Here is a 26528-nt window from a genome sequence, read left to right as displayed (position 1 = left end):
CGCGGCGGTCACGCTGGAGACGGCGCCGGTCAGCGGGGCCAGCAGGCCGGCGGCGCCCGCTGACGTATCCACGCCGGTCGCGCCCAGGGCGCCGGTCAGCGGGCTGAGCAGGCCGTTGCCGCCGCCTATGCCGTTCAGTCCGCCCGTCAGCGAGGCCACGGCGCCTGTGGCGTTGGCCAGCGTATTGCCAAGCGGATTGGCATTGCCGGGCGTGGCCTGCACCAGTCCTCCCGCGCTGGCGATGGCGCCGCCCAGACCTTGCAGCACGCCGTTCAGGCCCGCCGCATCGCCGCCAGGCAGCGTGCCGCCCAGATTGCTCACCGAGCCGCCCAGCGTCGTCAGCAGGCCGTTCACCGGCGCGCCGAGCGTGGTGACGGCGCCCACCTGCTGCGTCAGTCCGGTGGCGGCGCCCGCGATCGGGCTGACGGTGTTGTCGAGCGCTGCGCCGACGCCGGCCAGCGGGGTTTGCAGGCCCAGCGGCAGCACGTTATCGACCGCCTGCCCGGTGTTGCCCAGCGCCGGCTCCAGGATCGGGTTCACCGGGCCGCCGAGCAGCTGGCCCGTGAGCCCGCCCGCCAGTTGCGACACGGGCTGGAGCAGGCCCCCCTCGCCGGAGAGGCTCGAGGTGAGCGTGCCCACGGCCTGGGTCGCGTTGCCCAGGATCGCCGTCAGAGGCTGCGGGTTGTCCGGATCGGCGTTGAGCAGGCCGCCCGTGCTGGCGACGGTCTTGCCCAGACCGTCCACCAGGCCGCCGAGGCCGCTGCCCAGTCCGCCGGGCAGGCCAGTGCCGGCCAGCGTCGTTCCCAGGTTGCTCACCACGCCGCCGACCTGCTGCACCGCCGTGTCCACCGGCTGCCCCAGGCCCGTCGTGGCGCCGACTTGCTGGGTCAGGCCGACGACGGCATCGGCGACAGGCTGCACCGTCGGGTCCAGCGCCTTGCCCAGCTCGCCCAGCGTGGTGTCCAGATTGAGCGGCACCGCGTTGTCCACCGCCGCGCCGGTATTGCCGAGCGTGGTTTCGAGCAAGCCCGTGGTGGTCGGGTTGGTGCCGGGGTTGTTCGGATCCGTCGGGTTGCCGGGATTGTCCGTGCCGCCGTTGCCATTGCCGTTGCCGTTGCCGTTGCCGTTGCCGTTGCCGTTGCCGTTGCCATTTCCGCCGGGGCCGCCCGTGCCGTTGTCGCCGCCCGTTCCGCTGTCGCCGCCGAGACCGGGGAGCGCGGCGCTCGAATGATGGCCGCCGCCGCTGCCGCACGCGGCCAGTGCGCTCGCGAGCAGGGCGGCCAGGACGGAGGCGGTGAGAATGCGCTGGACGCGGTGGGTGTCGTGGGGGGATTGCATGGCGAGCTCCTCTCATTGGGAAAGCGGGCGCTGAAATGTCCCGATACGACTCACCACGCATAAATCATGCCAATTCTTTTCGGATGCTGCCTTTTTTGTCCGCCGCTTTCGGGGAGCGCTTGAAAAAATTCGCAAAATCAGCGGCTTATGGGGAAATTGCTGCGGTTTTCGCAAATTTGCGAATCCGTTTTTTTGCGCCGAACAGGGCCGGCGGGAGCCCTCGGCAGGCAATGTGGCCCGTAACGTTACGGCGGCGTTACGTAACGCCGCCCGCGCGCCGGGGCGTGTCGGCCCTAGAACGCGTCGTAGAACAGCGAGTAATTGGCGTTGAAGCGCCAGTCGCGCCGGTCGTCGCCGGCGGGCCGCGCGCCGACCGGCTTGGCCACGTTGAAATCGAACAGGTAGCGCTTGTCGTCGGTGAGCCGCAGGCCCATGGCCACGGACGACAGGTGGCGCTGGTTGGCCTCCTGCAGCGCGTCGTTGTTGTACCAGGTGCGCGCGTAATCGACGAGCGCATAGGGCTGCACGCTGGACAGGTAAGCCCAGCCCAGCGGGATGCGGCGATTGATTTCCGCCGACAGGCCCACGCCCTTGTCACCGCTTTGCTCGCCTTGCGGGTAGCCCATCGCGAAGCGCGTGTTGCCGAACGAGATCTGCTCGGAGGAGGGAAGCACGTTGCTGGAATACTGGCCCGCGGCGGACAGCACCAGTCCCAGCCCCGCGGGCAGGGTGTGGGCCAGCCGCGCGTTCAGGTTCACGCGCGTGAAATCCAGGTCGAGCTCGGGGGTGGCCGCGTAGCCGTAGTTGCTGTCGATGCGTTTGCGCGCGCCGGCCGTGTCGAAGCCCTTGGAGACGCCCAGCGTGACGTCGGAAGACGCCGTGGGCGACATCTGGACATACCGCAGCTCGGCATTGGCCGCCCGCACGCGGGCGTCCTGGCGCAGCCAGAGATCGCTGTTGCGCGCGTCGTAGCGGTCGCGTGAATTGGTGGCGTAGACGCCCAGGGTGCCGGTCAGCGAGCGCGTGTTGTTCAGCAGAAGGGGATAGCTCACCGCCACCCCGGCCCGCTCGTTGCGCACCCGGCGCTCGAAACCCAGGGACTCGATGGCTTCGTCCCGGGGCCGCGCATCGTAGTGGTAGCCGTCGAGCTTCATCGCAAGACCGTCGTTGCCGATCGGCACCCTGATCTCGCCGGCCACGTACTTGACGTCGTCGTGATTGAACGGCACGGCGGCGGTCAGCTTGACCTGTTCTCCCAGCGGCGTGAGGCTGTTGGCGGCCATGTTCACAATGGGCTGCATGCCCGTGCCCAGGTCCGCCACGCTGCCGGTCAGGCCCACGGGCCGCCGCGTGGCCGCCAGCACCAGCGCGGTTGCGCCGTCGGCGCGGCGCGGCAGGTCGAGCGCAGGCGTGAACTTGACGCCCGGCACGGTGCGCATCAGGTTGAGCACGCGCTCCAGGGTGGCCTGGGTCAGCGGGCGCTCGGCTTTCAGAGGGCCGGCCAGCGCCTCCAGGCGGTCCCGGGCGTTGCCGATATCGCCGTCGATGCGCACGTCCGACACATAGCCTTCCACCACGGTCACCACCACCAGCCCGTCGGCGAAGCTTTGGTTCTGCACCAGCGCGAAGGACAACGGATAGCCGGCGTCGCGGTAGCGCTGGGTGATGCGGTCCACCTGCTGCACGAGCTCGCCCAGCGTGATCTCTTTTCCGGCCAGCGGCGCCAACAGCGCGGAGATCTCGCTGAACGGCAGGGCGTGCGCGCCGGAGACGTCGAAGTGGCGCGGGACGATGCGCTGCGCCAGGCGGGCTTTCAAGGCAATCTGTTCGGGCGTCTGCACCTGGACGCGGGGCGGCGACGGCTGGGCGGCCGGCGGGCGTTCGATTTGCGGAAGCGCATCGACGGGATTGCCGCGCAGCGGGCCGTCGGCCAGCGCGCAAGCCTGCGGAGCCAGCACGGCCGCCAATGAAAGCAGCGCGGCGGAACGGGCGGAGATTTTCCGGGGCCGGTGCGATACGGGATGCGGTGGTGTCTGCGGTATCCGGTCCATGCGCGGCGAGTCGTGTCGAAGTGGAGTGGCGGCCCGAACCATGGCCGCCGCTGCGACGGCACGAAAGAATATGTTTGACATTGTAATAATTGCCGCGCCAAAGGGAAATGACAATAAGTTTCCGATAATCCGTTTAAATAATTTTATATATCAATTTATTATTCATTGCTGCAAAAACCAAGACAACATACCCCATCATGCCGCCCTATTTGCAATTCCTCGCAGATCAATCGATATGCGTTACATAATGAAGCGTACTCATGGCCTTTATCCGTATAAACCCTGATGTGTATTAATTCGTAGTAGTTGAGACTATAAAAAAGTATCCAATTACATTTGAAATAATGTGCCGGAACCTGGCGAAACCGGCCCGAAGCGGGTGTCGGGCCATTGCATCAGCAGGATGGGGCAACCCGAGCAAGGAGCAGACATGAATCCGGGCGATGCCGCGCCTCTCGCGTTTCATGAAGGGCTGGGGATGCTCTCGTTTCCGGTTGCGGGCCTTCGCGCCGCCTTGTCTGCCATGGTCTTTCCCGCGGCGCCGGCGGCCGCGGTTTCCGCCATGCGCCTGCGCATGCGCGCGCGTCCGGACGTTTTCGAAAGAGATTCGCGCAGCGTATCGATCTGAATACCGACCCGGCCGTCCAGCCGCCGGGCGCAACCCATCCCGTTCCCGATCCGGCTTGCCAGGCCGGATCGAGGCTGTAGCGGGAGCAGGACGGTTCTGTTCCGTCCATCCCAGATCAATCGAAACCGACGGAGTTCGCTATGAAAGGCAGATTTGTTCAGTTCTGGAAAGACGAGGACGGCATTACCGCGCTCGAATACGGCATGATCGCCGGCCTCATCGCGGTTGCCCTGGTCGTGGCCATCGGTTATCTCACCGACGGCCTGGAATCGCTGTTCACGACCATCAAGACCAAGCTCGAATCGTTCGAACCGTAATGCTGCGGCGACCGCCTGCGCCAGCAGCGGTGCGCATCGAAAGCGAAAGGGGACAGCTTGCGTCCAGGGGAAGTATTGTGGTGGGCAATGTTCGCGGTTTGGAATGGCGTGCTGATCGGCTGCGATCTATGGCGGCGGCGCGTGCCGAACGTATGGGTGGCGGCCGGTTTGTGCGCGCAGGCGCTGTGGCTGCTGGCGGCCCTGCTGGTTCAGGGCTGGGCGTATCCGCCATCGTGGCCCGGCTGGGCGCAGGCCGCTGCCGGCGCGCTGTTTCCCGCCGCCTTTCTGCCGCTCTGGCGCCGCCGGCTGATGGGGGCGGGCGACATCAAGGCCATGGCCGTCATCGGCCTGGCGCTCGGACTGGCGCCGCTGGCGCTGACGCTGCTGTTCGCGAGCCTGCTGGCCGGGCTGCACTCGCTGGCCTGGCGCACGGTGCCCGCCGTGCGCGCGGCGCCCCGTTCGGCGCAGATTCCCTACGCGGCCTATCTGGGAGCGGCCGCGCTCAGCGCGGCGTGTATTCCCTCGAATTCGGCTTGGTATTCGTGGTGTTCTTCGTGGTGCTCTACGGGGTCCTGACCTATGGCTTCGTCTTCGCCGCGCAGCACGCCGTCAACCTGGCGGCGCAGGATGGCGCGCGCCGGATGCTGCAATGGCAGGAGGGGGCCTCATCGCTGGACGCGCTGGACGCGCGCGCCCAGGCGGCGCGCGACGCGGCGCTCGATCTGTCGGCCTGGATCGCCACCCTGTCCGCGGCGCCGGTGGCCGTCGCCGTGTGCGGCAGCGGCGGACTGCTCCAGGCCAGCGGCGGCGGCGCCTGCAGCGGCCATGCGCTGGAACAGGACCAGGCCGAAGTCACGGTGTCGTATGCCTACGGCGCGCATCCGCTGATACCCGTGTTGCCCTTGCTGGGGCAGGCGCTGGTTCCGGATTCCCTGGTGCTGCGCGCGCGCGCCCTGGTGCGGCTCGGCGGCGCGATGGATGGGGTGCAGTGAGATGGGCGCCGCCGCTCTTCCCCGGCCCATTCCGGCGCTTCGCGCCAGGCAGCGCGGCGTGGCCGCGCTCGAATTCTCGCTGGTGCTGATGGCGCTCTTCATGTTCCTGTTCGCGATCATCGGGCTGGGGCTGATCTTCTGGCTCCAGCAGCAGTTGGCCGCGGCCGCCTCCGAAGGCGCGCGCGCCGCGGTGCAGGCGCAGCTCGACGAGGCTCNCGCTGGCCGGCGGTGTCCGGGGCCGCCCGGCGGCTGCGCGCCGCCAGCGCGTCGTCCACGAGCTGGCGGGTCCGGTTCTGCTCCCGCAGCCGGCGGAACAGGGACGCCGCCAGGACCAGGAGCGCGGCCGCCGCCAGCAGCAGCGCCAGGCCCAGCAGCGTCGCGGGAGATAGGTGCGCTATCGCGGCCATGGTTTCCCTTTCCCCTAGATTCCCCTGACCATGCGGTACAGCCAGTACGAACCGCCGATCTGCAGGCAGATAGCGATGACCAGCATCCGGAAACCGGCCGGATCCCGCCACAGGCCCATGAAAAGATCGTTGTTGGCCGCCATGATGAAAGCGCCCACGGCCAGCGGCAGCAAGGCCAGTATCCACGCCGACATGCGGATCTCGGCCGAGCTCGCCGACAGCTCGCTGCGGGCCTGGCCGACATCGCGCATGAAGGCCGCGATGCGCTCCAGCACCTGGTCGCTGCGGCCGCCGAAACGCTGGGCGATGGAAACCACGGAAGCCACCACGTACAGCTCTTTCATGCCGTACATGCGCGACACGTGGACCAGCGCCTCGTCCAGCTCCCAGGCGGAGCGGCTCAGGCCGGCCGCGGTGGCCACGACTTCGCGCAACGGCGTTTCGGCCGCCTCGGCCGCCGTCTGGAAAGCCGACGCCATGCTGTTGCCGATGGTGACCAGCCGCACCACGTTGTCCAGGAAGGCCGGAAGCTGCGCGGCCATGCGCCGCATGCGCTTCTCGCCCTTGAGCCAGAGCGTGAAATACGCCGCGACCGACAAGGCGACCAGCGCCACCGCGCCGGACAGCGGTCCCAGCAGCAGCCAGGCCAGCATCGTGCCGGCGGCAACCGGCGCGGCCAGCCTGCCGTAGAACGCCGGGCTCTGGCGTACGCCCGCGCACAGCAGCAGCCTGTCCCATCCCGCCAGGCCCGAGCGCATCGGACGCGCATTCCGCGCGAACGGCGTGGTCCCTTCCGCGGACGCGGCGCCCGGATTCAGCCGCTTTTCGAGAAAGGCCGAGCTGGCCTGTGTCGGCGCGCGCGCTGTTGCGCGTGCCGCGCACAGCAGCAGCGCGGCGAGCATCGAGACGAGGGCCAGGCCGCCCAGCACGTAAGCCAGCATCGTCATCGCCTCCGGCTCCAGAATCCGCCTCCGCCGCCGTCTTCGGGCCCGTCCGCGGCCGCGCCGTCCGGCTTGCGCGGCTCGGTGCGCAAGCGGGCCAGCTTGGGCGTGTGCGGATGTATGCCCAGCCATTTCCAGCGGTCTTTCTCTTCGCCTTCGGGACAGACATAGGCTTCGTGCCGGTACAGCTCCTGCGTCGAGATGACGTTGTCGCCCATGCCCGTGACCTCGGTCACCGACAGCACGCGGCGCTTGCCGTTGGACAGGCGCCCGATCTGCACGATGAAATCCAGGGCGCTGGCGATCTGGCGCCGCAGGCTGTCTTCGCTGCCCTGGAAACCGGCAAAGCCGGCCAGCATTTCGATGCGGTAGAGGCATTCGCGCGGGGAATTGGCGTGTATGGTGGCCATGGAGCCTTCGTGGCCGGTATTCATGGCCTGCAGCATGTCCATCACTTCGGCGCCGCGGACTTCCCCCACCACCACGCGGTCCGGACGCATGCGCAGGCTGTTGCGGATCAGGTCGCGGATGCTGACGGCGCCGGCGCGTCGAAGCCGCCCTGCCGGGCCTCCAGCCGCACCACGTGCGGATGATTCAGCGACAGTTCGGCCGTGTCTTCCACCGTCACCACGCGCTCGGTTTCGGGTATGAAGAAGGCCAGCGCGTTGAGCAGCGAGGTCTTGCCCGAACTGGTGCCGCCGGAAACGAGGATGTTGCAGCGGTTGCGCACGGCCTCGCTGAGCAGCCGGTGGATTTCCCCATCGAAGGTGCCGAGGGCGAGCAGGTCGGCGGGCTTGAGCGGATCCTGGCGGAACTTGCGGATCGACACCATGGGCCCGTCGACGGCCAGCGGCTCGATCACGACGTTGAGGCGCCCGCCGTCCGGCAGGCGCGCGTCGACCATGGGGCAGGACTCGTCCAGCCGGCGGCCGATGGGCGCGAGGATGCGCCGGACGATGCGCAGCACGTGCTGGTTGTCGGTGAAGTGCAGGCTCTCGCGCGCCAGCACGCCCCGCCGCGAGACGAACACGTTGTCGTAGCCGTTGATGAGTATGTCCTCGACCGACGCGTCGGCCAGGAGATCCTCCAGCGGCCCCAGTCCGGCCAGTTCCTTGGTGAGCGCCTCGGCGATGTCGCGCACCTCGCCTTCGTTGACGGGCAGGCGCCTCAACCGCACGAAGCTGGCCACCTCGATGTCGACGAACTCCTGGATGGCCGACCGGGTCCAGCGGCCGAACTCCGCCCCCAGCTCTTCGATGCGCGAGAGCAGGTGCTCGTACGCGGCGCCCTTGACCTCGTGATAGCGGGCCGATGCGTGCGCGCCGCCTCCCTCGTCGCCGAACTCGATGGTGCCTGTCATGATCATGTCCGTCTGCCGTCCGTCGTTTGCCCGTGCCGCCGCACGTATTCCTTCCGCCGATCAATGAGCCGCCGGCCAGCGCGGCATGCCTTGCAACCAGGACGCAAGCCAGCCGGCGCGCGCCGCGTGCGCCTCGGCGCAGAGCCGGTCGGCCAGCGCCTGCACGCCCCGCACATAGATGTCGCGCTCGGCCTCTTCATGCAGCAGGCGGCCCTGGTTCGTGCACGTCATCAGCGCCAGCGTCCGTTCGGGCAGCGTGCCCACCAGCGCCAGCCCGAAGCGTTCGGCGATCTGCTGCGCCGTCATGCCGTAGCGCTCGTCGTAGCGATTCACCACCAGCCCCAGCCTGGCGCGTTCCACGTGCAGGCGTTCGAGGTCCTGCAGCAGTCCGGCCAGCGAAACCAGCGCGCCCACGCTCTGATCCGTGACCAGCCAGACGTACTGGGACACGCGCGCCAGCGCGGCGATGAACTTGGCATTGGAGAAGCCGCCCGCATCGGTGAGCACCGCGCCGCAATGCTGCCGCAGGCGCTCGAAGACCAGCAGCGAGTCCGCCAGGGATACTTCGCGCATCTGTTCCACGTCGCGCGGCAGCGCAAGCACGCTCAGTCCGCTGGCGGAACGCGGCAGCACCGAACCCAGCAGCGTGGCGTCGAGGCGCTTCAGGTTGCGGGCCGCCTCGGCGAAATGGAAATCGCCGATACGTGCCTTCCCGTTCCGCGTTGCTTCCGCTTTCAAAAAAGCCGCCCGTCCCGCCCGCGACGCGATCAGGGATTACCCCCGGATTCAGGAAGCAGACAGTCTATAGAAAGCGGATTAGCAGCTTCCTTCCGTAATCTGCCTGCCGGCCTGTCGTCAAGGGCCGGGCGGCGATCGTCCCGAGCGCCGCATCGAGGGCCGGCACGGCCCTGCATCTGGAGGATGGAAGTGCAAACATCAAATAGAAAGGACTACTACGGGGGCGCCCTGATGGTCCTGATCGGCCTGGGGGCGATCTACGGGGGCACCGGTTACCACATCGGCACATTGAGCCATATGGGACCGGGATTCTTTCCGGCCGCGCTGGGCGGACTGCTCGCGCTCACGGGGCTGCTGATCGCCATGTCGGCGCGCAGCAGCGGCGGCGACGAAGCGGAAGCGCCGGTCGAGGGCCATCCGCACGGCCTGCCCGACCTGCGCGGCGGCATCTGCATCCTGCTGGGCATCCTGGCGTTCCTGCTGCTGGGCCACTACGGCGGCCTGCTGCCGGCCACCTTCGCCATCGTTTTCATTTCCGCCCTGGGCGACCGGACCAACACGATCAAGCAGGCCTTGCTGCTGTCGGTGGGCATGTCCGTCATCGCGGTGGTCGTTTTCTGGTGGGCGCTGCAACTGCAGCTTCCGCTCTTTCGCTGGGGCTGATGCGCCATGATTTCCCAATCCCTGACTGACCTCTGGTACGGCTTCGGCGTTGCCTTCCAGCTCCACAACCTGATGTGGTCGTTCTTCGGCGTGCTGGTGGGCAACCTCATCGGCGTGCTGCCCGGCATGGGCGCGCTGTCGGCCATTTCGATTCTGCTGCCGCTCACCTACGTGATGCATCCCGTGCCCGCCATTCTCATGCTGGCCGGCATCTTCTACGGCTCGCAGTACGGCGGCGCCATTGGCGCGATCCTGCTCAACCTGCCTTCGCACCCGCCGCACGCGGTGACCTGCCTGGACGGCTACCCCATGACCAAGCAGGGCAAGGGGGGCACGGCGCTGGGCATCACGATGATCTGTTCCTTCTTCGCGGCCTCGGTGGGCATCATCGTCATGATCTTCGCCTCGCCGCTGCTGGTGGAAGTGGCGTTCAAGTTCGGCCCGACGGAGATCTTCTCCATCATGCTGCTGGGCCTGCTGGCCGGGGCCACGATGTCGCGCGGCTCGCCGCTCAAGGGTGTGGCCATGACCATCTTCGGCCTCATGTGCGGCGTGGTGGGCACGGACGTCAACACGGGCACCATCCGCTTTTCGTTCGGGCTGCTCGACCTCTCCGACGGCCTGGAGCTGGTGGCCATTTCCATGGGCCTGTTCGGCGTGGCCGACTTCCTGATGAGCGTCAACCGCATGTCCATCATCGGCAGCGGCGCCAAGCTCAGCCTGCGCGACATGCGCCCGTCGCGCCAGGAACTGAAAAAAGCCTTCTGGCCCATGGTTCGCGGCACCATGGTGGGCACGGTCTTCGGCGCCATGCCCGGCACCGGCCCGACCATCACTACCTTCGTGGCCTATGCGCTGGAGCGCAAGGTGTCCAAGACGCCCGAGAAATTCGGCACCGGCATGATCGCCGGCGTGGCCGCGCCCGAGGCGTCCTCGCATTCCAAGACGCAGGTCGACTTCATTCCCACGATGAGCCTGGGCATTCCCGGCGACGCCGTAATGGCGCTGATCCTGGGCGCGCTGCTGATCCAGGGCATCCAGCCCGGTCCCCAGCTCATCACCGAGCACCCGGACATCTTCTGGGGCCTGATCGCCAGCTTCTGGGTGGGCAACGTGCTGCTCATGGTGCTCAACGTGCCGCTGATCGGCGTGTGGGTGAAACTGCTGCAGGTGCCGTACCGCTACCTGTTCCCGTCCGCGCTGTTCTTCATCGCGGTGGGCGTGTTCAGCACCCAGAACAACCTTTTCCAGATCTGGGAAGTGCTGGCCTTCGGCGTGATCGGCGCGATCCTGATGTCGCTGGATTTCTCCGTGGCGCCGATCCTGCTGGGCTTCGTGCTGGGCCCCATGGTGGAAGAGAACTTCCGCCGCGCGCTGCTGCTGTCGCGCGGCGACCTGTCGGTGTTCGTCGAGCGTCCCATCAGCGCGTGGTTCATCGCCGCCAGCGCGCTGCTCATCCTGGTGCAGGTCTGGGCCTTTGTCCGGCGCGGCCGCGGCAAGGGCAAGAAGCCCTTGGCCGTTCCGGCCGCCTGACGCGGCCGCCGCCGTGCGGCAATCGAACGGCCCGGCCCTGTGAACTGGCCCCCGAAAGTTGGACGAATCCAACCTTCGGGGGTTTTTGCATTTGATCCGCTTGCGCCGGGCCGTTTGCTTTGCGCGCCGCGATCCCTCATGCTTGCGTTTCCGTAGGCCCGAATTTTCTTCCGACGCCCATGCACATTCTTTTCGCCTGTCCGCATCACGACCCCGACGCCTGGGTTCCGCTGCTGCAAGCCGCCATGCCCGGCTGCCGCATTTCCGTCTGGAACCCCGAGGGGCCGCCCTCCGGCGCGCAGGCCGCGCTGGTCTGGCGTCCGCCGGCCGAGCTTTTCGCCCACGAAACCGGGCTGCACACGCTCTTCAATCTCGGCGCCGGCGTCGACGCGCTGCTCAAGATGCCCGAGATTCCGCCGCACGTGCGCATCGTTCGCCTCGAAGACGCGGGCATGGCGGTGCAGATGGCGGAGTACGCGCTGTATGCGCTGCTGCGCGTCGAGCGCGACTTCGAAGCCTTCGACCAGGCGCAGGCCCGGCAGCACTGGGACACGCGCGACGGCACGCGCCAGGCCGACTGGCCCGTGGGGCGTGCTGGGCCTGGGCCAAGTGGGGCGCGCGCGTGGCCGCCGTGCTGGCCGATTTCGGCTATCCCGTGGCCGGTTGGGCCCGCACGCCGCGCGAGATTCCCGGCGTGGAGGTCTACGCGGGCCGCGAGGCCCTGCCGGATTTCCTGGCGCGCACCCGCTTCCTGATCAACGTGCTGCCGCTTACCCCCGACACGCAGGACATCCTCAACCGCGACACCCTCTCGCGCCTGCTGCCGGGCGCGCACCTGGTCAACGTGGGGCGCGGCGAGCATCTGGTCGAGGAAGACCTGGTCGCCATGCTGGAAGAGGGCGAGATCGCGGGCGCCACGCTGGACGTCTTCCGCACCGAGCCCCTGCCGGCCGACCATCCGTTCTGGCGCGATCCGCGCGTGCACGTCACCCCGCACATCGCCGCCCGCACCCTGCGCGACGAAAGCATCGCGCAGATCGCCGGCAAGGTGGCGGCTCTCATGCGCGGCGAAGCCATTACCGGCGTGGTGGAGCGCGGACGGGGCTATTGAACGGCCGGAGCGGGCCAGGCTTTTCGGAGCCGGCGCGTCCTAGTCTTCGTTCGCGGCGGGCAGGCGCTCCATGCGCTGGTAGGTTTCGGGCAGGCGCTGCGAAAGAAAATCGAGCAGCGTGCGCACGGCTGGCATCATGCCCCGGCGCGACGGATAGATGCAGTGCACGATGCCTTCGGGAGACTGCCATTGCGGCAGCACCTGCACGAGCTGTCCGCGCCGCAGCGCCTCGCGCGTGGCGATCGATGGCAGCAGGGCGATGCCGCGCCCGCGCACCGCGGCGGTGGTCAGCACGATGAAGTCGTTGCACGAAAGCTGGGGCTTGAGGTCCAGCACGACCTCTTCGCCCTTGTCGTTGCGCAGCGGCCAGTGCACTTCGCTCTGCGGATCGCTGAAGCTGAGCGTGATGTGCGAGGCCAGGTCCTGGGGCGTCTCGGGCGCGCCATGGCGCTGTACGTAACCCGGGCTGGCCACCAGCGTGCCGCGCGCCGTTCCCAGGCGGCGCACCACGAGTTCGGCGTCGGTATCGAGCTTGGTGCGCACCCGCAGCGCCAGGTCCACGCCTTCGCGGATGAGGTCCACGCGGCGGTTCGTCACCAGCAGCTGCACCGAAATCGCCGGCCAGGCGTCGAGAAACTCGGGCAGGATGGGCGCAGCACGTCCTGGGCAATGGAAACGGGGCAGCTGACGATCACGGGTCCGGCCGGCTCGGCCTGCAGCTGCCGCATGGCGTCTTCGGCCGCGCGTGCGGAGGCGGCCATTTCCTTGCAATACCGCAGATAGCGTTCTCCCGCCGCGGTAAGGCGCAACCGCCGGGTGGTCCGCTGCAGCAGCCTCACGCCGAGGTTTTCTTCCAGATGCGAAATCCGGCGCGACAGGCGCGACTTCGGGATGTCCAGCACCCGGGCCGCGGCGCTGAAACCGCCTTGCTCCACCACCTGGGAGAAATAATAGAGATCGTTGAGGTCTTGCATGGCTGTTCTATCAGTGGAACGAACAGTTCATCATACCCCTGTTTATGTAAATAATTCGAGGGTCTACAGTGGAGCCCATGCCTGCGCAGCCGCCGGTCCGATCGCCGGCGCCGGGCGACCGAACCTGGAGATATCCCTCATGCATACCCTCGTCATCCTGTCCTCGATTCTTGGCGAGCGCTCCCACAGCCGGAAGCTGGCCGATCACCTGGTCCTGCGCGTGAAGCAGGGCGATCCCGCCGCGCGCATTACCGTGCGCGACCTGGCGGCCGATCCCATTCCGTACTTCGACGGAGCCGCCGCGGGCGCGCTCTTCACGCCGCCGGAAACCCGCAGCGTGGAGCAGCAACGCATCGTCGAGCGCAGCGACGCGCTGGTGGCCGAGCTGATGCAGGCCGACCGTATCGTTTTCGCCGTGCCTGTCTACAACTTCAGCCTGCCTGCGCAGTTCAAGAGCTACCTCGACCAGGTGGCCCGTGCGGGAGTCACGTTCCGTTATACGCCAGAGGGCGTGCCCGAAGGGCTGGTAAAGGGCAAGGAAGTCGTCGTGCTGACGTCGCGGGGCGGCAAGGCCGCGGGCACGGCGTCCGACACGCTGACGCCGTACCTGCGCCAGATACTGGGCTTTCTGGGCATGGACAACGTGACGTTCATCGCCGCCGAAGGCATGGCGATGGGCGAGGCGTCGGTGCTGGAAGGGCTCGCCCAGGCGCGGGAACGCATCGACGCGCTCGGCCTGCACGCGCCCGTCGACGGCCTGCAGGCTGCCTGAAGCCCGGCGGCGGCCTCGCGCCGGTGCGGGGCCGGGTTTGCCGGAGCGCGGGTCAGTCGCGCAGGCGCTTGATGAGGCTGGAGGTGTCCCAGCGGCCGCCGCCCATTTTCTGCACATCGCCATAGAACTGGTCGACCAGGGCCGTCAGGGGCAGGCGCGCGCCGTTGTTGCGGGCCTCGGCCAGCACCAGCCCCAGGTCTTTGCGCATCCAGTCCACGGCAAAGCCGAAGTCGAACTTGTCGTCGACCATCGTGCCGCCGCGGTTCTCCATTTGCCAGCTCTGCGCCGCGCCCTTGCTGATGACATCGAGCACCAGCTTCATGTCGAGTCCGGCGGCCTGGCCGAACGCAATGGCTTCCGACAAGCCCTGCACGATGCCCGCGATGCAGATCTGGTTGACCATCTTGGCGAGCTGGCCTGCGCCCGGCGCGCCCACCAGCGTGACCGCCCGGCCGAACGCCTCGGCCACCGGCTTGATGGCGTCGAACACCGCCTGCTCGCCGCCGCACATGATGGTCAGCACGCCGTTGACCGCGCCCGCCTGGCCCCCGGAAACGGGGGCATCCACGAAGTTGAGCCCCAGTTCCTTGGCCTTGGCGTACAGTTCGCGCGCCACGTCGGCCGAGGCCTGGTGTGATCGACGAACACCGCGCCCGGGGCCATGCCCGCAAACGCGCCATCCGCGCCCAGCACCACGCTGGCCACTCGTCGTCGTTGCCCACGCAGGCGAACACGATTTGCGCGCCGGTGCCGCTGCCTCGCGCGGGGTGGGGGCGCTGCGCCCGCCGAATTCCTCGACCCAGGCCCGCGCTTTTCCAGGGCTGCGGTTGTAGACGGTCACGTCGTGCCCGGCGCGCGCCAGGTGGCCGGCCATGGGCAGCCCCATGACGCCCAGGCCCAGGAAGGCGACTTTCCGGGCCACGGTGGGTTCGTAGTTCTTGGTGCCGATCGATGCCATGCAGAAGGCTCCGCTTGATATGGGATGGTGAGAAAAGGCCGTAGGGCGAACAGCCCCTAACCTTAACGCAATCAAAAGCCCGCGGCGAGTCCGTCGCGGCGGCTGTCGCTGGCGCTCACGTAGCCGTCCACGGCGGGATCCCCCAGGCGCCAGATGAACTGGCCCGAGCCGAAATCCATATACGGATCGTCCATGCCTTCGAGCACGTGCCCGCGCACCCGCAAGCCCTGTGCCGCCTGGGCGGAAAGCGCCGGCTCCACGTCCACCGCCAGCCCGTGATTCCACTTCCACCGCGGCGCGTCGCAGGCGGCCTGGGGCTGCTGGCCGTAATCGAGCATGCGCACGAGCGCCTGCACCTGGCCTTGCGGCTGCATGTTGCCGCCCATGACGCCGAAGCTCATGAGCGGCGCGCCGTCGCGCATGAGAAACGCCGGAATGATGGTGTGGAAAGGCCGCTTGCCGCCCGCCACCACGTTGGGATGCGACGGTTCGGTGCTGAAGCCGCATCCGCGGTTCTGCAGGCTGACGCCCGTGCCCGGCACCACCACGCCCGACCCGAAGCCCATGTAGTTGGATTGGATGAAGCTCACCATCATGCCGCAGCGGTCCGCCGTCGTGAGATACACCGTGCCGCCTTGGGGCGCATGGCCGGCGGCGAAGTCCTGGGCGCGGTCCAGGTCGATGAGGCGGGCCCGCTGCGCCAGATAGGCGGGGTCCAGCATCTGCGCGGGCGTGACGCGCATGTGGCGCGCGTCGGCCACCTGGGCGTACACGTCGGCGAAGGCCAGCTTCACGGCTTCAATGAGGATGTGCTGGGTCTGGGGATGGTCGACGGGCCGCGACGCCAGGTCGAAGTGCTGCAGGATGCCCAGGGCGATCAGCGCCGCGATGCCCTGGCCGTTGGGGGGGATCTGGTGCACGGTGTGGCCGCGGTAGGCCATGCCGATGGGCTCGACCCACTGCGGCGCATAGTCGCCCAGGTCCGCCAGCGTGAGCGCGGCATCGTGCGCCTGGGCGTGAGCCACCAGCTTGTGCGCGGTTTCGCCCTCGTAGAAATCGCGGCCGGTGGTGGCGGCGATGCGCTTGAGCGTGTCGGCGGCGCCGCGCAGCACGAAGTGTTCGCCCACCTGCGGCGCGCGCCCGCGCGGCAGGAAGTGTTCGGCGAAGCCCGGCTGGGGCTGCAGCAGGTCGGCCTGCGCGGCCCACTTCCGCTGCACCACGGGACTTACCGCAAAGCCGCGTTCGGCATACTCGATGGCCGGCGCCAGGATGTCGGCAAACGCGAGCCGGCCCAGTTTTTCGTGCAACGCCGCCCAGCCTGCCACGCAGCCGGGCACCGTCACGCTGTCCCAGCCGCGCATGGGGATCCGCCCCTGGTGCTTGCGGCGGAAATAATCGGGGTTCCAGGCCGTGGGGGCGGTGCCGGAGGCGTTGAGCCCGTGCAGGCGGGAGCCGTCCCAGACGATGGCAAAGCAGTCCGAGCCCAGGCCGTTGCTGACCGGCTCGGTCAGCGCCAGCGTGGCCGCCGCGGCGATGGCCGCGTCCACGGCGTTTCCGCCCTGGGACAGGATGCGCAGTCCGGCCTGAGCGGCCAGGGGCTGCGAGGTTGCGACGATGTTGCGGGCAAATACTGGAATCCGCGTCGTGAGATAGGGGTTGCTCCAGTCGAAATTCATGGCGAACGATCGCTTGGGGGTAAACCCGTAGCTTAACGTAGAAGTCCGCCGGGGTTGCACATTTTGTAGCGCATTGTTTTTATTGGAAATTTGTGACGATGGCGCAAAAAGAAACCCCGGGGCGGGCCCCGGGGTTCCAGATCGCGTGGGACCGCCCGCGGGGCGGTCCGGAGCACGCGGATCAGTCTTCCTCGACGAAGGTTTCTTCGCGCTTCTTGCGGATGGCGGGCAGCGCCACCAGCACCACCAGGAACACCGCGATCGCCAGCAGGGTGGCCGACAGCGGGCGCGTCACGAAGGTGGAGAAGTCGCCGCGCGACAGCAGCAGGGCGCGACGGAAGTTTTCTTCCATCATGGGGCCCAGCACCAGGCCCAGCAGCAGCGGGGCGCCTTCGCACTTCAGCTTGGCCCACAGGTAGCCCACGATGCCGAAGATGGCGGTGGTGAAGATGTCGAACGAGTTGTAGTTCAGCGAATACACGCCGATCGTGCAGAACACCAGGATCGCCGGGAACAGGATGCGGTAGGGCACTTTCAGCAGCTTGACCCACAGGCCGATCAGCGGCAGGTTCAGCACCACCAGCATCAGGTTGCCGATCCACATGGAGGCGATCAGGCCCCAGAACAGCTCGGGGTGGCTGGTCATGACCTGCGGGCCGGGCTGGATGTTGTGGATGGTCATCGCGCCGACCATCAGGGCCATCACGGCGTTGCCCGGGATACCCAGGGTCAGCAGCGGGATGAACGAGGTCTGCGCGGCGGCGTTGTTGGCCGACTCGGGGCCGGCCAGGCCCGCGGGGTGGCCCTTGCCGAAGCGCTCCGGATTCTTGGAGATCTTCTTTTCCAGCGTATAGGAGGCGAACGAGGACAGCACCGCGCCGCCGCCCGGCAGGATGCCCAGCGCCGAACCCAGCGCCGTGCCGCGGACCACGGCCGGGGCCGCTTCCTTGAATTCCTGCTTGTTGGGGTACAGCGAGCCGATCTTGTCGGTGATGTCGACGCGGTTTTCCTTCTGCTCGAGGTTGGTCATGATTTCGGCGAAGCCGAACACGCCCATGGCCACGATGGCGAAGTCGATGCCGTCCTGCAGCTCGGGGATGCCGAAGTCATAGCGCGCCACGCCCGAGTTCACGTCGGTGCCCACCATGCCCAGCAGCAGGCCGAGGATGATCATCGCGATGGCCTTGGGCAGCGAGCCCGAAGCCAGCACCACGGCGCCCACCAGGCCCAGGCACATCAGCGAGAAGTATTCCGCAGGGCCGAACTTGAAGGCGACCTCGGCCAGCGGGGGCGCGAAGGCGGCCAGCAGCAGGGTGGCCACGCAGCCGGCGAAGAACGAACCCAGCGCGGCGATGGCCAGCGCGGCGCCCGCGCGTCCGTTGCGCGCCATCTGGTGCCCGTCCAGCACCGTCACCACGGCGGACGTTTCGCCCGGAAGCGCGACCAGGATGGCCGTGGTCGAGCCGCCATACTGCGCGCCGTAGTAGATGCCCGCCAGCATGATCAGGCCGGCCACCGGAGGCAGCACGTACGTGATCGGCAGCAGCATCGCGATGGTGGGAACCGGGCCGATGCCCGGCAGCACGCCGATCAGCGTGCCCAGAATGCAGCCCAGCAGGGCGTAGGCGAGGTTCTCGGGCGTGAACGCCACCGAGAAACCCATCATCAGGTGATCCAGCAATTCCATGACCGGTAGCTCCTTACTTAATTACCCAGAAACGACGGCCACAGCGGGAAGATGAGTCCCAGACCCTTGATGAACGCCAGATAGGTGAACACGACGAGGAAGATGCCGTTGGCGACAGCGACCTTGAGGTTGAACTCATGGCTGGCCATGCTGCAGATGACCACCAGCAGGAAGACCGAGATGTATACGCCCAGGAACTTCAGCACCAGGCCGTAGAAGATCACGGATCCGACGATGAGAAATACGATGCGCCAGTCGAACTTGTCGACATGCGTGTCTTCCGCGTTCTTGGAAAGCGAGCCCAGCAGGACGATCGCCCCCAGCAGCGCGAGCACCAGGCCCAGCCAGAAAGGAAAGTATCCCGGACCCATGCGGGCCGCGGTGCCCATTTGATAGCTCGTTGCGCCCCAGGCGAATCCCAGTCCGAGGGCGATGAACATCACCCCCGACCAGAAATCCTGTCGATTTCGTAGCTGCATGATTGGTTGGCTCCTGTTTACAGCATGTAGATGAAAAAACGGGTGGCGCTGCCGGGATGCCGAAAGACAAATGACAGGCACAAAAAAGGCACTTGGGCGTGCCATGAATTCTTATGAAAGCGAAGGCCGGGCTTCTTGAAAGGCCGAATGGTAATGGAGCGTCGGCATGCTGCAAACCCTGTAAGCTGTGTGAAAGCTTGGGGTTTTCCCTAAAATACGGGAACTCCTGACCCCCAAATGTTACGGGGCGGCCAGATTGAGGGCTATTTGAAAGCTAAGTGAAAGTTAGGCGAAAGAAAAGCGAAAGCGGCTGTGGCGGTTTCGGCGCGGCCGGCGGTTGCGGCGGTGCGGGCATGTTCGTTGCCGGCGCGCGCGGACGGGACCGCACGCTTTGGTTTTGTCCATCCGCCGCAAGGATGAATCCCTGGTTCCAACAGGACTTTTCCAGTGCGGCCGGAATCGGTTAACGTTCGCGCCGCGCGATAGCCCGCAGTAATCCCAGAGACATTTCCTACTGAATATTGCCGGGTTTCTCACCTTGCGTGAAGAGGCCCGATCAGGTTCAGGATGGTTTACGATAGCGCCCATGCTGCAAGACCTAGACCAACTCGCCGCCCGGATCGGGCAACTGGTGCAACGCACCCGGCAACTCCACGCCGAGCGTGACGCGTTGCGCGCACGCGTGAATGACTTCGAAGCGGAACAGCGCACGCTCAAGCAGCGGGCCGCCGAGCGCGAAGCCGAAATCACCGAGCTGCAAGCGAAGCTGCGCGATCACGACGGCGCCGTCAGCGCCATGCTGGAGCAGGCGCAGCAGGTCGAGTCTTCCCTGCGCGAGCAGCTCGCGCGTGAAATCTCCGAGCGCCAGTCGCTGGAAGCCCGCTACGCCGCCCGCGAGAGCGAGCTGCAAGGCAGCCTGCAGAGCCGCGACACCGAATTGCAGCGGCTGCGCGTGGCGGCCGCCTCGGCCCGCGAGCGCATCGACGCCGTGCTGGCCCGCCTGCCGGGCGCGCCGTCTGGAGAGCAACACTGATGGAACGCATAGATGTCACCATACTCGGGCGCGATTATTCGCTGGCCTGCTCGCCCGAGGAAAAACCCACGCTGCTGGCCGCGGTCCGGCACGTAGACCAGCTCATGCTGCGCATCCAGGGCACGGGCAAGGTGTCGAGCAACGAACGCATCGCCGTCATGGCCGCCCTGCAGATCGCGGGCGAGCTGCTGGCCATGAAGGCGCCCGACGGCCCGCTGGGCGGTTTGGCGGTCGGCGACTTCAAGCGTAGAATCGAGGACATGAACGCAGTACTCGATGACGCCTTGTCGGGTCAGGAAAAGCTGCTGTAGCCGCCGCGGGCGGCGCGGCGCAGTACCGTTCCACGCAGTATTTTCAGTTTGTCCCTGCCGTGTTCGTGACTTGGCCATACATTCTCTGAACCTATGTCTTATGGCATATTGGTTGCGGGAGTGCAGAGCGGGCGCGATCGTCTCCCGTAGACGAACCCGAAGCTCTACGGAACGCGACCACCTTGAACCTCACGGTTCGAGATGCCGGCCTAGACGGCACAGGTGGGGCATCTTTCCTGGCGGACCTGCCATGGCGCAGGTCGCTCCGGATCCCTCCCCGGACGTTCCCAGACGTTTTTTCCTTCCCTTCCTTGTCCTCGCTTCCAGGACCCGTCCATGCTCAAGAATCCACTCTCCTCGCTGACCCGTCTCGGCGCGGCGTGCGCGGCCGTGGCCGCCATCGGCGCGGCCCAGCCCGCTTTCGCGCAGGCGCAAGACAACCCGGCCGCCGAGGCGCCGGCCAGCCGCGCACCTGAAATGACGCTGCAGGCCATGGCCTCCTCCGAAGTCAAGCAGGACACCGTCCGCATCACGCTGTCCGCGGAAGTGGATGCGCCCGACCAGCCCGCGGCCGGCAAGAAGCTCACCGCCGCCCTGGACGACGTCGCCAAGCGCGCGCGGGAAACCAAGGGCGTCGACGTGCGCACGGGCGGTTTCCACGTCTGGCCCAATACCAATAACAAGGGCAAGATCAGCTCCTGGCGCGGCCAGGGAGAGATCATTCTCGAATCCAAGGATTTCGATGCCGCGGCCGCGTTGGCGTCCAGGCTGTCCGACAAGACGGCCATCAGCAACATCAGCTTCTCGCTGTCGCGCGCCGCGCGCGAGGCCGAAGAGCGCAAGCTGCTCAAGGAAGCCGCCCAGGCTTTCAAGGAGCGCGCCCTGGCGGCCGCCAACGCGTTCGGATTCACGGGCTACCGCCTGAGCAAGCTCGAGCTCGGCGGTTCGGGCGGCGCGGCGCCCATGCCGCGCATGATGGCCACCCAGGCCATGGCCAAGGACGCCGGCGGCGCCTACAGCCCGGACGTTCCCCTCGATGCGGGCAACGTCACGGTGAGCGTGGCCGTCAATGGGACGATCGTTTTGCAGTAAACACGAAGAGCACGGCGCCCAGCGCCACCATGGGCAGGGACAGCCACTGGCCCATGCTCAACCCGCCCGCGAGCAGGCCCAGGAAATTGTCCGGCTCGCGGGTGAACTCCACCAGGAAGCGGAAGGTTCCGTAGCCGATCAGGAACAGCGCGCTCACCTGTCCCAGCGGGCGCGGCTTGCTGGAAAACCACCACATCAGCGCGAAGAGCACGATGCCTTCCAGCCCCAGCTCGTAGAGCTGCGACGGATGGCGCGGCAGGCCGTCGCCGCTTTGCGGGAACACCATGGCCCACGGCACATTGCCGGGCCGGCCCCACAGCTCGCCGTTGATGAAATTGCCCAGGCGGCCGAAACCCAGCCCCAGCGGGATCAGCGGCGCGATGAAATCGCTCACCGCGAAAAAAGGCAGCGACTTCTTGCGCGCGAACAGCAACATCACAAGGATCACGCCGATCAGGCCGCCGTGGAACGACATGCCGCCTTCCCAGAGATACAGGACCTCCAGCGGGTGCGCCATGTAGTAGTCGGGCTTGTAGAACAGGACATAGCCCAGCCGTCCGCCGAGCACCACCCCCAGCACGCTGTAGAAGATCAGGTCTTCGAGATCGCGCGCGGTCAGCGGCGTGGCGTGCCCATGCACGATCCGCCGGCGGCCCAGCAGATAAACGAGGGCGAAGCCAACCAGGTACATCAGGCCGTACCAATGAATGGCCAGAGGCCCGATGCGCAGGGCCACGGGGTCGAATTGGGGATATTGCAGCATGTTCCGCCCGGCAGAAAAAAGTTGAATGATAATAACCGGCAAGCCGCGAAGACCCGCGCCCCGAGAGCCGGCCCGCCCGCCGGCCCCCGTCTGCCGCATCTGAGCCCCGAAGGCCGACAGGAGACCAGACCATGCCGAACAACGAACGTTCCCGCCATGTCACCCAGGGGGTCGAGCGCGCGCCCAACCGCGCCATGTATTACGCCCTGGGATACCAGGAAGCCGATTTCGAAAACCCGATGATCGGCGTGGCCAATGGCCATTCCACCATCACCCCCTGCAACAGCGGGCTGCAGCGTCTGGCAGACGCGGCGATCGCCGCCATCCGCCAGGCGCGGGCCAATCCCCAGGTCTTCGGCACGCCCACCGTTTCCGACGGCATGTCCATGGGCACCGAAGGCATGAAATACTCCCTCGTCTCGCGCGAGGTCATCGCCGACTGTATCGAAACCGCCGCCCAGGGCCAGTGGATGGACGGCGTGGTCGTCATCGGCGGCTGCGACAAGAACATGCCGGGCGGCATGATCGCGCTCGCGCGCATGAACGTGCCGGGCATCTACGTCTATGGCGGCACCATTAAGCCGGGGCGCTACAAGGGCCAGGACCTCACCATCGTGTCGGTGTTCGAGGCCGTGGGCGAATACACCATGGGCCGCATGGACGAAGCGGATTTCAGGCAGATAGAGCGCTGCGCCATTCCGGGTTCGGGTTCCTGTGGCGGCATGTACACGGCCAACACCATGAGTTCCGCCTTCGAGGCGCTGGGCATGAGCCTGCCGTATTCGAGCACCATGGCCAACGAGGACGAAGAAAAGGTCGCCTCGGCGGCGGAATCGGCGCGCGTGCTGGTCGAGGCCGTGCGGCGCAACCTGCGGCCGCGCGACATCATCACCCGTGAATCCATCGAAAACGCGGTGTCGGTCATCATGGCCACCGGCGGCTCGACCAATGCGGTGCTGCACTTCTTGGCCATTGCCCACGCGGCCGAAGTCGAATGGACCATCGACGATTTCGAGCGCATCCGCCAGCGCGTGCCCGTGATCTGCGACCTCAAGCCCTCGGGGCGCTACGTCGCCACCGACCTGCATCGCGCGGGCGGCATTCCCCAGGTCATGAAGCTGCTGCTCGACGCGGGCCTGCTGCACGGCGACTGCATCACCATCACCGGCAAGACCATCGCCGAAACGCTTGCCGGCGTGCCGTCGTCGCCCCGCGCCGGGCAGGACGTGATCCGCCCCATCGACCAGGCCCTGTATCCGCAGGGGCACCTGGCCATCCTCAAGGGCAATCTTTCGCCTGAAGGCTGCGTGGCCAAGATCACGGGCCTGAAGAATCCCGTCATCACCGGACCGGCGCGGGTCTTCGATTCCGAAGACGAGGCCATGAAAGCCATCATGGCGCGCCGGATCGTCGCCGGCGACGTGGTGGTCATCCGCTACGAGGGCCCCAAGGGCGGTCCCGGCATGCGTGAAATGCTGGCACCCACCTCGGCGCTGGTGGGGCAGGGGCTGGGCGAAAGCGTGGGCCTCATCACCGACGGTCGTTTTTCGGGCGGCACCTGGGGCATGGTCGTCGGCCACGTGGCGCCGGAAGCCTTCGTGGGCGGCCCCATCGCGCTGATACGGGAGGGCGATTCGGTTACCATCGATGCCCACAAGCTGCTGCTGCAGCTCAACATCAGCGACGAAGAAATGGCGGTTCGTCGCCAGGCCTGGGTTCCGCCCAAGCCGCGTTATACACGCGGTGTGCTTGCCAAGTTCGGCAGGCTCGCCAGCACCGCGAGCCGTGGGGCAGTAACCGATGCGTTTGAGAGCTAGTTTTTGGGGGATTTTGCTGTGCATGGCGGCAACGGGCGCGGCTCATGCCCAGACCACCGGCCCGGACCTGGCCAAGCGCAAAGCCTGTATGGCTTGCCATCAGGTGGACGTAAAGCGGGTGGGGCCGCCGCTGCGCAGCGTGGCCGAACGCTATGCGGGCCAGGGCGACGCCATGGTGGAGTATCTTGCCGGCAAGATCCGCGGCGGCGGGCGGGGTGCCTGGGGCGCCGTGCCCATGCCGGCGCAGACGCAAGTCAGCCCCGACGACGCTCATCGCCTGGCCGAGTGGATTCTCTCTCTCGCGCCCGCGAAACCCTGATCCCGGCCCGGCTCCGGCCTGAAGCGGCCATTCATCGAAAAGGAAATCATCATGGCGGAACAAGCAACCCCGGGTCGTGAGGTCGCCGTCCTGGGCGGCGGCTGCTTCTGGTGCGTGGAAGCGGTCTTCAAGGACCTGAAAGGGGTCGTCAGCGTGTTGCCCGGCTATGCCGGCGGACACGTGGACAACCCCACCTACGAGCAGGTGTGCGGCAAAGACACCGGCCATATCGAAGTCGCGCGGATCGAGTTCGATCCTGCCGTGCTGTCCTACGGCGACCTGCTGCGCGTCTTCTTCGCCACGCACGACCCCACCACGCCGGGCCGCCAGGGCAACGACGTCGGTCCGCAGTACGAATCCGCCATCTTCTGGCAGAGCGACGCGCAGCGCGACCAGGCGCAGGCCGTCATCGCCGAGGTCGAGGCGCAGAAAATCTACGACGCGCCCATCGTCACCAGGCTGTTGCCGCCGGCCACCTTCTGGCCTGCCGAAGACTACCACCGCGACTACTTCGCGCTGCATCCCGAACAGGGCTACTGCCAGTTCGTCATCGCGCCCAAGGTGGCGAAGTTCCGCAAGCAGTTCCAGGACCGCCTGAGCCGCTGAGCCTGCCGCCGCACCGGCCGGCTTGCTTGCGGTTCTCCATGGCAAAAAAACCTCGCCGGGCAGGCGAGGTTTCAAGGGCCGGCGCCGGCTCATGCAGGAGGCCGGCGCTGCCAGGGGAAGTTCTTACTCGACCGCCTTGAGCACGCCGCGGCGCATCTGGTCCAGTTCGATCGACTCGAACAGGGCCTTGAAGTTGCCCTCGCCGAAACCGTCGTTGCCCTTGCGCTGGATGATCTCGAAGAAGATGGGGCCGATCTGGTTCTCGGTGAAGATCTGCAGCAGCAGGCCGCCGTCGGGGGCGCCGTCCAGCAGGATGCGGTTCTTCTGCAGACGGCCCACATCCTCGCCGTGGCCGGGCAGGCGGCGGTCCAGCAGTTCGTAATAGGTGTCCGGCGTGTCCAGGAACGCCACGCCGTTGGCGCGCAGCGCTTCCACCGTGGCATAGATGTCGTCGGTCGCCATGGCGATATGCTGGATGCCTTCGCCACGGTACAGGTCCAGGTATTCCTGGATCTGGCCCTTCTCGTCCGTGCCTTCCTCGTTGATCGGGATGCGGATGTTGCCGCAGGGCGAGGTCATGGCCTTGGACTTCACGCCGGTGACCTTGCCTTCGATGTCGAAATAGCGCACTTCGCGGAAGTTGAACAGGCGCTCATAGAACTCCGCCCATTCCGCCATGCGGCCCTTGTGCACGTTGTGGGTCAGGTGGTCGACCAGGGTCAGTCCCGCGCCGCGGTGCGTCAGGTCGGACTTGGCGTTGGCCGGATCCAGCGGCACGAAATCCACGTCATAGATGCTGATGTCGCCGATGCCGCCATGGCCTTCCTTGCCTTTCCAGCGATCCACCAGGTAGATCAGCGAATCGCCGATCCCCTTGATGGCGGGAATGTTCAGTTCCATGGGGCCGCTGTGCGAATCGAAGCCCCAGGCGCCCAGTTCCAGCGCGCGCTTGTACGCCGCGTTGGCATCCTGCACCCGGAACGCAATGGCACAGATCGATGGACCGTGCAGGCGCGCGAACCGCTGCGCGAAAGAATCGGGCTCCGCATTGATCAGGAAATTCACGCCGCCCTGGCGGTACAGGGTCACGTCCTTGTGGCGGTGGCGCGCGATGGCTTTGAAGCCCAGCGTTTCAAAAACCTTGCGCAACGCCGCGGGGTCCGGCGCGGCGTATTCAATGAATTCAAACCCGGCGGTGCCCATCGGGTTGTCCCAGGGCTGGAAGGCGCTGCTCATTGTCTGCTCCCTTGCATCGTTGTTCGAAGACGCCTCGGCGTCCTGTCTGAGGAAGAGATTGTAGGAAGGAAACCCAGGCAGACAATTGCAAAGATGGCGCAAAACTGTGGTGTTTGAGCAATAATATTGCCGAAATATACCTATTGGAGGCAAGAATATGTCTGACATAGAGCTCGATCGGACAGATCTCCGGATACTGGCCGAATTGCAGCGCGACGGGCGCCTGAGCAACCAGGAGCTCGCCGATCGCGTGTCCCTGTCCCCCAGTCCCTGCCTGCGCCGGGTCAGGCGTCTGGAAGAAAAAGGGTTCATCAAGAAATACGTGGCGCTCATCGACGCCGAAAAGGTCGGGCTGGGCCTGCTGGCCTACGTGAACATCCGCCTCAACAAGACCAGCGGATCCAGCCACGCGCCCATGAACGACTTCGCCCGCGACGTGCAACTCTGGCCCGAAGTGGTGGAGTGCTACGCCATGTCGGGCGACATGGATTACCTGCTGCGCATCCAGGTCGCCGACCTGGCGCATTTTTCCCGCTTCGCCATGGACACCCTCATGCGCCACCCCGCCGTCGTGGATATGCGCTCCTTCTTCGCCCTGCAGCAGATCAAGGAAACCACGGAACTGCGGCTGTAGGGGCCGGTCCGTCAGGCGCTTTCAGGCATCTCCCTGTGGAGCAGGGGAGGCGGTGGCATATATATAGGGGGTAGGGGGCTATATAAGTTAAG

At 66.7% G+C, this 26528-nt stretch carries 23 protein-coding genes, 1 other RNA gene and 5 pseudogenes; 17 read left to right on the top strand and 12 right to left on the bottom strand.

Features of this window, described 5'->3' with window-relative positions:
* Both AD428_RS04130 and AD428_RS04125 read right to left on the bottom strand, forming a co-directional pair.
* Nucleotides 1–1338, bottom strand: a 1338-nt coding sequence (locus AD428_RS04130; RefSeq protein WP_053244266.1) for a collagen-like triple helix repeat-containing protein, incomplete at its 3' end; no start/stop codon positions are given.
* A 293-nt stretch (nucleotides 1339–1631) separates the two neighbouring features.
* Nucleotides 1632–3389: a ShlB/FhaC/HecB family hemolysin secretion/activation protein gene (locus AD428_RS04125; RefSeq protein WP_082308247.1), complete on the bottom strand. Its 1758-nt coding sequence runs from the start codon at nucleotides 3387–3389 to the stop codon at nucleotides 1632–1634.
* Nucleotides 3390–3819: 430 nt separating this feature from the next.
* Here AD428_RS04125 and AD428_RS04120 point away from each other — a divergent pair, with 430 nt between their 5' ends.
* The 5 genes and pseudogenes from AD428_RS04120 to AD428_RS28745 all read left to right on the top strand — a co-directional run.
* Nucleotides 3820–4017: a hypothetical protein gene (locus AD428_RS04120; protein ID WP_053244265.1), complete on the top strand. Its 198-nt coding sequence runs from the start codon at nucleotides 3820–3822 to the stop codon at nucleotides 4015–4017.
* A gap of 140 nt (nucleotides 4018–4157) precedes the next feature.
* Nucleotides 4158–4334, top strand: coding sequence for a Flp family type IVb pilin (locus tag AD428_RS24350; RefSeq protein ID WP_082308246.1), 177 nt, complete (start codon nucleotides 4158–4160; stop codon nucleotides 4332–4334).
* Between the two features lie 87 nt (nucleotides 4335–4421).
* Nucleotides 4422–4910, top strand: a complete 489-nt coding sequence (locus AD428_RS27460) for a prepilin peptidase (RefSeq protein ID WP_053244264.1) — start codon at nucleotides 4422–4424, stop codon at nucleotides 4908–4910.
* Nucleotides 4877–5326 (top strand): TadE/TadG family type IV pilus assembly protein, encoded by a 450-nt coding sequence (locus AD428_RS27455; RefSeq protein WP_053244263.1) that lies wholly within the window; start codon nucleotides 4877–4879, stop codon nucleotides 5324–5326. The genes AD428_RS27460 and AD428_RS27455 overlap by 34 nt, the downstream gene beginning before the upstream one ends.
* Nucleotides 5313–5541 (top strand): annotated as a pseudogene (locus tag AD428_RS28745) (TadE/TadG family type IV pilus assembly protein); the annotation flags it as partial. The gene AD428_RS27455 and the pseudogene AD428_RS28745, both read left to right, overlap by 14 nt.
* A gap of 206 nt (nucleotides 5542–5747) precedes the next feature.
* Here the strand turns inward: AD428_RS28745 and AD428_RS04105 are convergent.
* From AD428_RS04105 to AD428_RS04095, 3 genes and pseudogenes are all read right to left on the bottom strand, one after another.
* Nucleotides 5748–6680 (bottom strand): type II secretion system F family protein, encoded by a 933-nt coding sequence (locus tag AD428_RS04105; protein ID WP_053244262.1) that lies wholly within the window; start codon nucleotides 6678–6680, stop codon nucleotides 5748–5750.
* Nucleotides 6677–8040: pseudogene (locus AD428_RS04100) on the bottom strand (CpaF family protein). Before AD428_RS04100 ends, AD428_RS04105 begins: the two are co-directional and overlap by 4 nt.
* Before the next feature lie 54 nt (nucleotides 8041–8094).
* A pseudogene (locus AD428_RS04095) lies at nucleotides 8095–8730 on the bottom strand (pilus assembly protein CpaE); the annotation flags it as partial.
* Nucleotides 8731–8955: 225 nt separating this feature from the next.
* On the opposite strand from AD428_RS04095, the gene AD428_RS04090 reads away from it, so the two are divergent.
* The 3 genes and pseudogenes from AD428_RS04090 to AD428_RS04080 all read left to right on the top strand — a co-directional run bounded on the left by AD428_RS04090 (nucleotide 8956) and on the right by AD428_RS04080 (nucleotide 12079).
* Nucleotides 8956–9435 carry a tripartite tricarboxylate transporter TctB family protein gene (locus AD428_RS04090; protein WP_200907973.1) on the top strand — a complete coding sequence of 160 codons (480 nt, stop codon included), beginning with the start codon at nucleotides 8956–8958 and terminating at the stop codon, nucleotides 9433–9435.
* Nucleotides 9436–9441: 6 nt separating this feature from the next.
* The gene (locus AD428_RS04085; RefSeq protein WP_053243985.1) at nucleotides 9442–10968 is read left to right on the top strand and encodes a tripartite tricarboxylate transporter permease; all 1527 of its coding nucleotides are present in this window, start codon (nucleotides 9442–9444) and stop codon (nucleotides 10966–10968) included.
* Between the two features lie 179 nt (nucleotides 10969–11147).
* Nucleotides 11148–12079 (top strand): annotated as a pseudogene (locus AD428_RS04080) (2-hydroxyacid dehydrogenase).
* Nucleotides 12080–12118: 39 nt separating this feature from the next.
* On the opposite strand, the pseudogene AD428_RS04075 reads toward AD428_RS04080, so the two are convergent.
* Nucleotides 12119–13053, bottom strand: a pseudogene (locus tag AD428_RS04075) (LysR family transcriptional regulator).
* 139 nt (nucleotides 13054–13192) lie between these two features.
* Here AD428_RS04075 and AD428_RS04070 point away from each other — a divergent pair.
* The gene (locus AD428_RS04070) at nucleotides 13193–13825 is read left to right on the top strand and encodes an FMN-dependent NADH-azoreductase (RefSeq protein WP_053243986.1); all 633 of its coding nucleotides are present in this window, start codon (nucleotides 13193–13195) and stop codon (nucleotides 13823–13825) included.
* 52 nt (nucleotides 13826–13877) lie between these two features.
* On the opposite strand, the gene AD428_RS04065 is transcribed toward AD428_RS04070, so the two are convergent.
* From AD428_RS04065 to AD428_RS04050, 4 genes are all read right to left on the bottom strand, one after another.
* Entirely contained in the window at nucleotides 13878–14783 is a 906-nt protein-coding gene (locus AD428_RS04065) for an NAD(P)-dependent oxidoreductase (RefSeq protein WP_235489030.1), read from the bottom strand.
* Nucleotides 14784–14854: 71 nt separating this feature from the next.
* Nucleotides 14855–16459 carry a gamma-glutamyltransferase family protein gene (locus AD428_RS04060; protein ID WP_053243988.1) on the bottom strand — a complete coding sequence of 535 codons (1605 nt, stop codon included), beginning with the start codon at nucleotides 16457–16459 and terminating at the stop codon, nucleotides 14855–14857.
* Between the two features lie 181 nt (nucleotides 16460–16640).
* The gene (locus AD428_RS04055) at nucleotides 16641–18146 is read right to left on the bottom strand and encodes a tripartite tricarboxylate transporter permease (RefSeq protein WP_053243989.1); all 1506 of its coding nucleotides are present in this window, start codon (nucleotides 18144–18146) and stop codon (nucleotides 16641–16643) included.
* A gap of 17 nt (nucleotides 18147–18163) precedes the next feature.
* The gene (locus AD428_RS04050) at nucleotides 18164–18625 is read right to left on the bottom strand and encodes a tripartite tricarboxylate transporter TctB family protein (RefSeq protein ID WP_053243990.1); all 462 of its coding nucleotides are present in this window, start codon (nucleotides 18623–18625) and stop codon (nucleotides 18164–18166) included.
* A 586-nt stretch (nucleotides 18626–19211) separates the two neighbouring features.
* On the opposite strand from AD428_RS04050, the gene AD428_RS04045 reads away from it, so the two are divergent.
* From AD428_RS04045 to AD428_RS04035, 4 genes are all read left to right on the top strand, one after another.
* On the top strand, nucleotides 19212–19658 hold the full coding sequence (locus AD428_RS04045; RefSeq protein WP_053243991.1) for a hypothetical protein: 447 nt from the start codon (nucleotides 19212–19214) through the stop codon (nucleotides 19656–19658).
* The gene (locus AD428_RS04040; RefSeq protein ID WP_053243992.1) at nucleotides 19658–19969 is read left to right on the top strand and encodes a cell division protein ZapA; all 312 of its coding nucleotides are present in this window, start codon (nucleotides 19658–19660) and stop codon (nucleotides 19967–19969) included. Before AD428_RS04045 ends, AD428_RS04040 begins: the two co-directional genes overlap by 1 nt.
* A gap of 48 nt (nucleotides 19970–20017) precedes the next feature.
* Nucleotides 20018–20202: non-coding RNA, 6S RNA (ssrS, locus tag AD428_RS24335), on the top strand.
* A 103-nt stretch (nucleotides 20203–20305) separates the two neighbouring features.
* The gene (locus AD428_RS04035; protein ID WP_053243993.1) at nucleotides 20306–21061 is read left to right on the top strand and encodes an SIMPL domain-containing protein; all 756 of its coding nucleotides are present in this window, start codon (nucleotides 20306–20308) and stop codon (nucleotides 21059–21061) included.
* Here AD428_RS04035 and lgt read toward each other — a convergent pair.
* Entirely contained in the window at nucleotides 21036–21824 is a 789-nt protein-coding gene (lgt, locus tag AD428_RS04030; protein WP_053243994.1) for a prolipoprotein diacylglyceryl transferase, read from the bottom strand. The genes AD428_RS04035 and lgt overlap by 26 nt on opposite strands.
* A gap of 131 nt (nucleotides 21825–21955) precedes the next feature.
* On the opposite strand from lgt, the gene ilvD reads away from it, so the two are divergent.
* The 3 genes from ilvD to msrA are packed head-to-tail and all read left to right on the top strand — an operon-like array spanning nucleotide 21956 to nucleotide 24566.
* Nucleotides 21956–23641 carry a dihydroxy-acid dehydratase gene (gene ilvD / locus AD428_RS04025; protein ID WP_053243995.1) on the top strand — a complete coding sequence of 562 codons (1686 nt, stop codon included), beginning with the start codon at nucleotides 21956–21958 and terminating at the stop codon, nucleotides 23639–23641.
* Nucleotides 23625–23960 carry a c-type cytochrome gene (locus AD428_RS04020; RefSeq protein ID WP_053243996.1) on the top strand — a complete coding sequence of 112 codons (336 nt, stop codon included), beginning with the start codon at nucleotides 23625–23627 and terminating at the stop codon, nucleotides 23958–23960. Before ilvD ends, AD428_RS04020 begins: the two co-directional genes overlap by 17 nt.
* 51 nt (nucleotides 23961–24011) lie before the next feature.
* The gene (gene msrA, locus AD428_RS04015; protein ID WP_053243997.1) at nucleotides 24012–24566 is read left to right on the top strand and encodes a peptide-methionine (S)-S-oxide reductase MsrA; all 555 of its coding nucleotides are present in this window, start codon (nucleotides 24012–24014) and stop codon (nucleotides 24564–24566) included.
* A gap of 123 nt (nucleotides 24567–24689) precedes the next feature.
* Here msrA and hppD read toward each other — a convergent pair whose 3' ends face one another.
* On the bottom strand, nucleotides 24690–25802 hold the full coding sequence (hppD, locus tag AD428_RS04010) for a 4-hydroxyphenylpyruvate dioxygenase (RefSeq protein WP_053243998.1): 1113 nt from the start codon (nucleotides 25800–25802) through the stop codon (nucleotides 24690–24692).
* A gap of 157 nt (nucleotides 25803–25959) precedes the next feature.
* On the opposite strand from hppD, the gene AD428_RS04005 reads away from it, so the two are divergent.
* Nucleotides 25960–26436: an Lrp/AsnC family transcriptional regulator gene (locus AD428_RS04005; RefSeq protein ID WP_053243999.1), complete on the top strand. Its 477-nt coding sequence runs from the start codon at nucleotides 25960–25962 to the stop codon at nucleotides 26434–26436.
* The last annotated feature ends 92 nt before the right edge of the window (nucleotides 26437–26528 follow it).

The sequence above is a fragment of the Achromobacter sp. DMS1 genome (assembly GCF_001270295.1).
Note: the sequence above shows the minus strand (reverse complement) of the source record. Positions and strands in the feature narration are given on the sequence as shown.

Bases quoted from the DNA above. Each gene is read 5' to 3' on its own strand.
- AD428_RS04125 (WP_082308247.1), bottom strand. From the start codon at position 3,389: ATGGACCGGATACCGCAGACACCACCGCATCCCGTATCGCACCGGCCC.
- AD428_RS04120 (WP_053244265.1), top strand. From the start codon at position 3,820: ATGAATCCGGGCGATGCCGCGCCTCTCGCGTTTCATGAAGGGCTGGGG.
- AD428_RS24350 (WP_082308246.1), top strand. From the start codon at position 4,158: ATGAAAGGCAGATTTGTTCAGTTCTGGAAAGACGAGGACGGCATTACC.
- AD428_RS27460 (WP_053244264.1), top strand. From the start codon at position 4,422: ATGTTCGCGGTTTGGAATGGCGTGCTGATCGGCTGCGATCTATGGCGG.
- AD428_RS04105 (WP_053244262.1), bottom strand. From the start codon at position 6,680: ATGACGATGCTGGCTTACGTGCTGGGCGGCCTGGCCCTCGTCTCGATG.
- AD428_RS04090 (WP_200907973.1), top strand. From the start codon at position 8,956: ATGGAAGTGCAAACATCAAATAGAAAGGACTACTACGGGGGCGCCCTG.
- AD428_RS04085 (WP_053243985.1), top strand. From the start codon at position 9,442: ATGATTTCCCAATCCCTGACTGACCTCTGGTACGGCTTCGGCGTTGCC.
- AD428_RS04070 (WP_053243986.1), top strand. From the start codon at position 13,193: ATGCATACCCTCGTCATCCTGTCCTCGATTCTTGGCGAGCGCTCCCAC.
- AD428_RS04065 (WP_235489030.1), bottom strand. From the start codon at position 14,783: ATGGCATCGATCGGCACCAAGAACTACGAACCCACCGTGGCCCGGAAA.
- AD428_RS04060 (WP_053243988.1), bottom strand. From the start codon at position 16,459: ATGAATTTCGACTGGAGCAACCCCTATCTCACGACGCGGATTCCAGTA.
- AD428_RS04055 (WP_053243989.1), bottom strand. From the start codon at position 18,146: ATGGAATTGCTGGATCACCTGATGATGGGTTTCTCGGTGGCGTTCACG.
- AD428_RS04050 (WP_053243990.1), bottom strand. From the start codon at position 18,625: ATGCAGCTACGAAATCGACAGGATTTCTGGTCGGGGGTGATGTTCATC.
- AD428_RS04045 (WP_053243991.1), top strand. From the start codon at position 19,212: ATGCTGCAAGACCTAGACCAACTCGCCGCCCGGATCGGGCAACTGGTG.
- AD428_RS04040 (WP_053243992.1), top strand. From the start codon at position 19,658: ATGGAACGCATAGATGTCACCATACTCGGGCGCGATTATTCGCTGGCC.
- AD428_RS04035 (WP_053243993.1), top strand. From the start codon at position 20,306: ATGCTCAAGAATCCACTCTCCTCGCTGACCCGTCTCGGCGCGGCGTGC.
- lgt (WP_053243994.1), bottom strand. From the start codon at position 21,824: ATGCTGCAATATCCCCAATTCGACCCCGTGGCCCTGCGCATCGGGCCT.
- ilvD (WP_053243995.1), top strand. From the start codon at position 21,956: ATGCCGAACAACGAACGTTCCCGCCATGTCACCCAGGGGGTCGAGCGC.
- AD428_RS04020 (WP_053243996.1), top strand. From the start codon at position 23,625: ATGCGTTTGAGAGCTAGTTTTTGGGGGATTTTGCTGTGCATGGCGGCA.
- msrA (WP_053243997.1), top strand. From the start codon at position 24,012: ATGGCGGAACAAGCAACCCCGGGTCGTGAGGTCGCCGTCCTGGGCGGC.
- hppD (WP_053243998.1), bottom strand. From the start codon at position 25,802: ATGAGCAGCGCCTTCCAGCCCTGGGACAACCCGATGGGCACCGCCGGG.
- AD428_RS04005 (WP_053243999.1), top strand. From the start codon at position 25,960: ATGTCTGACATAGAGCTCGATCGGACAGATCTCCGGATACTGGCCGAA.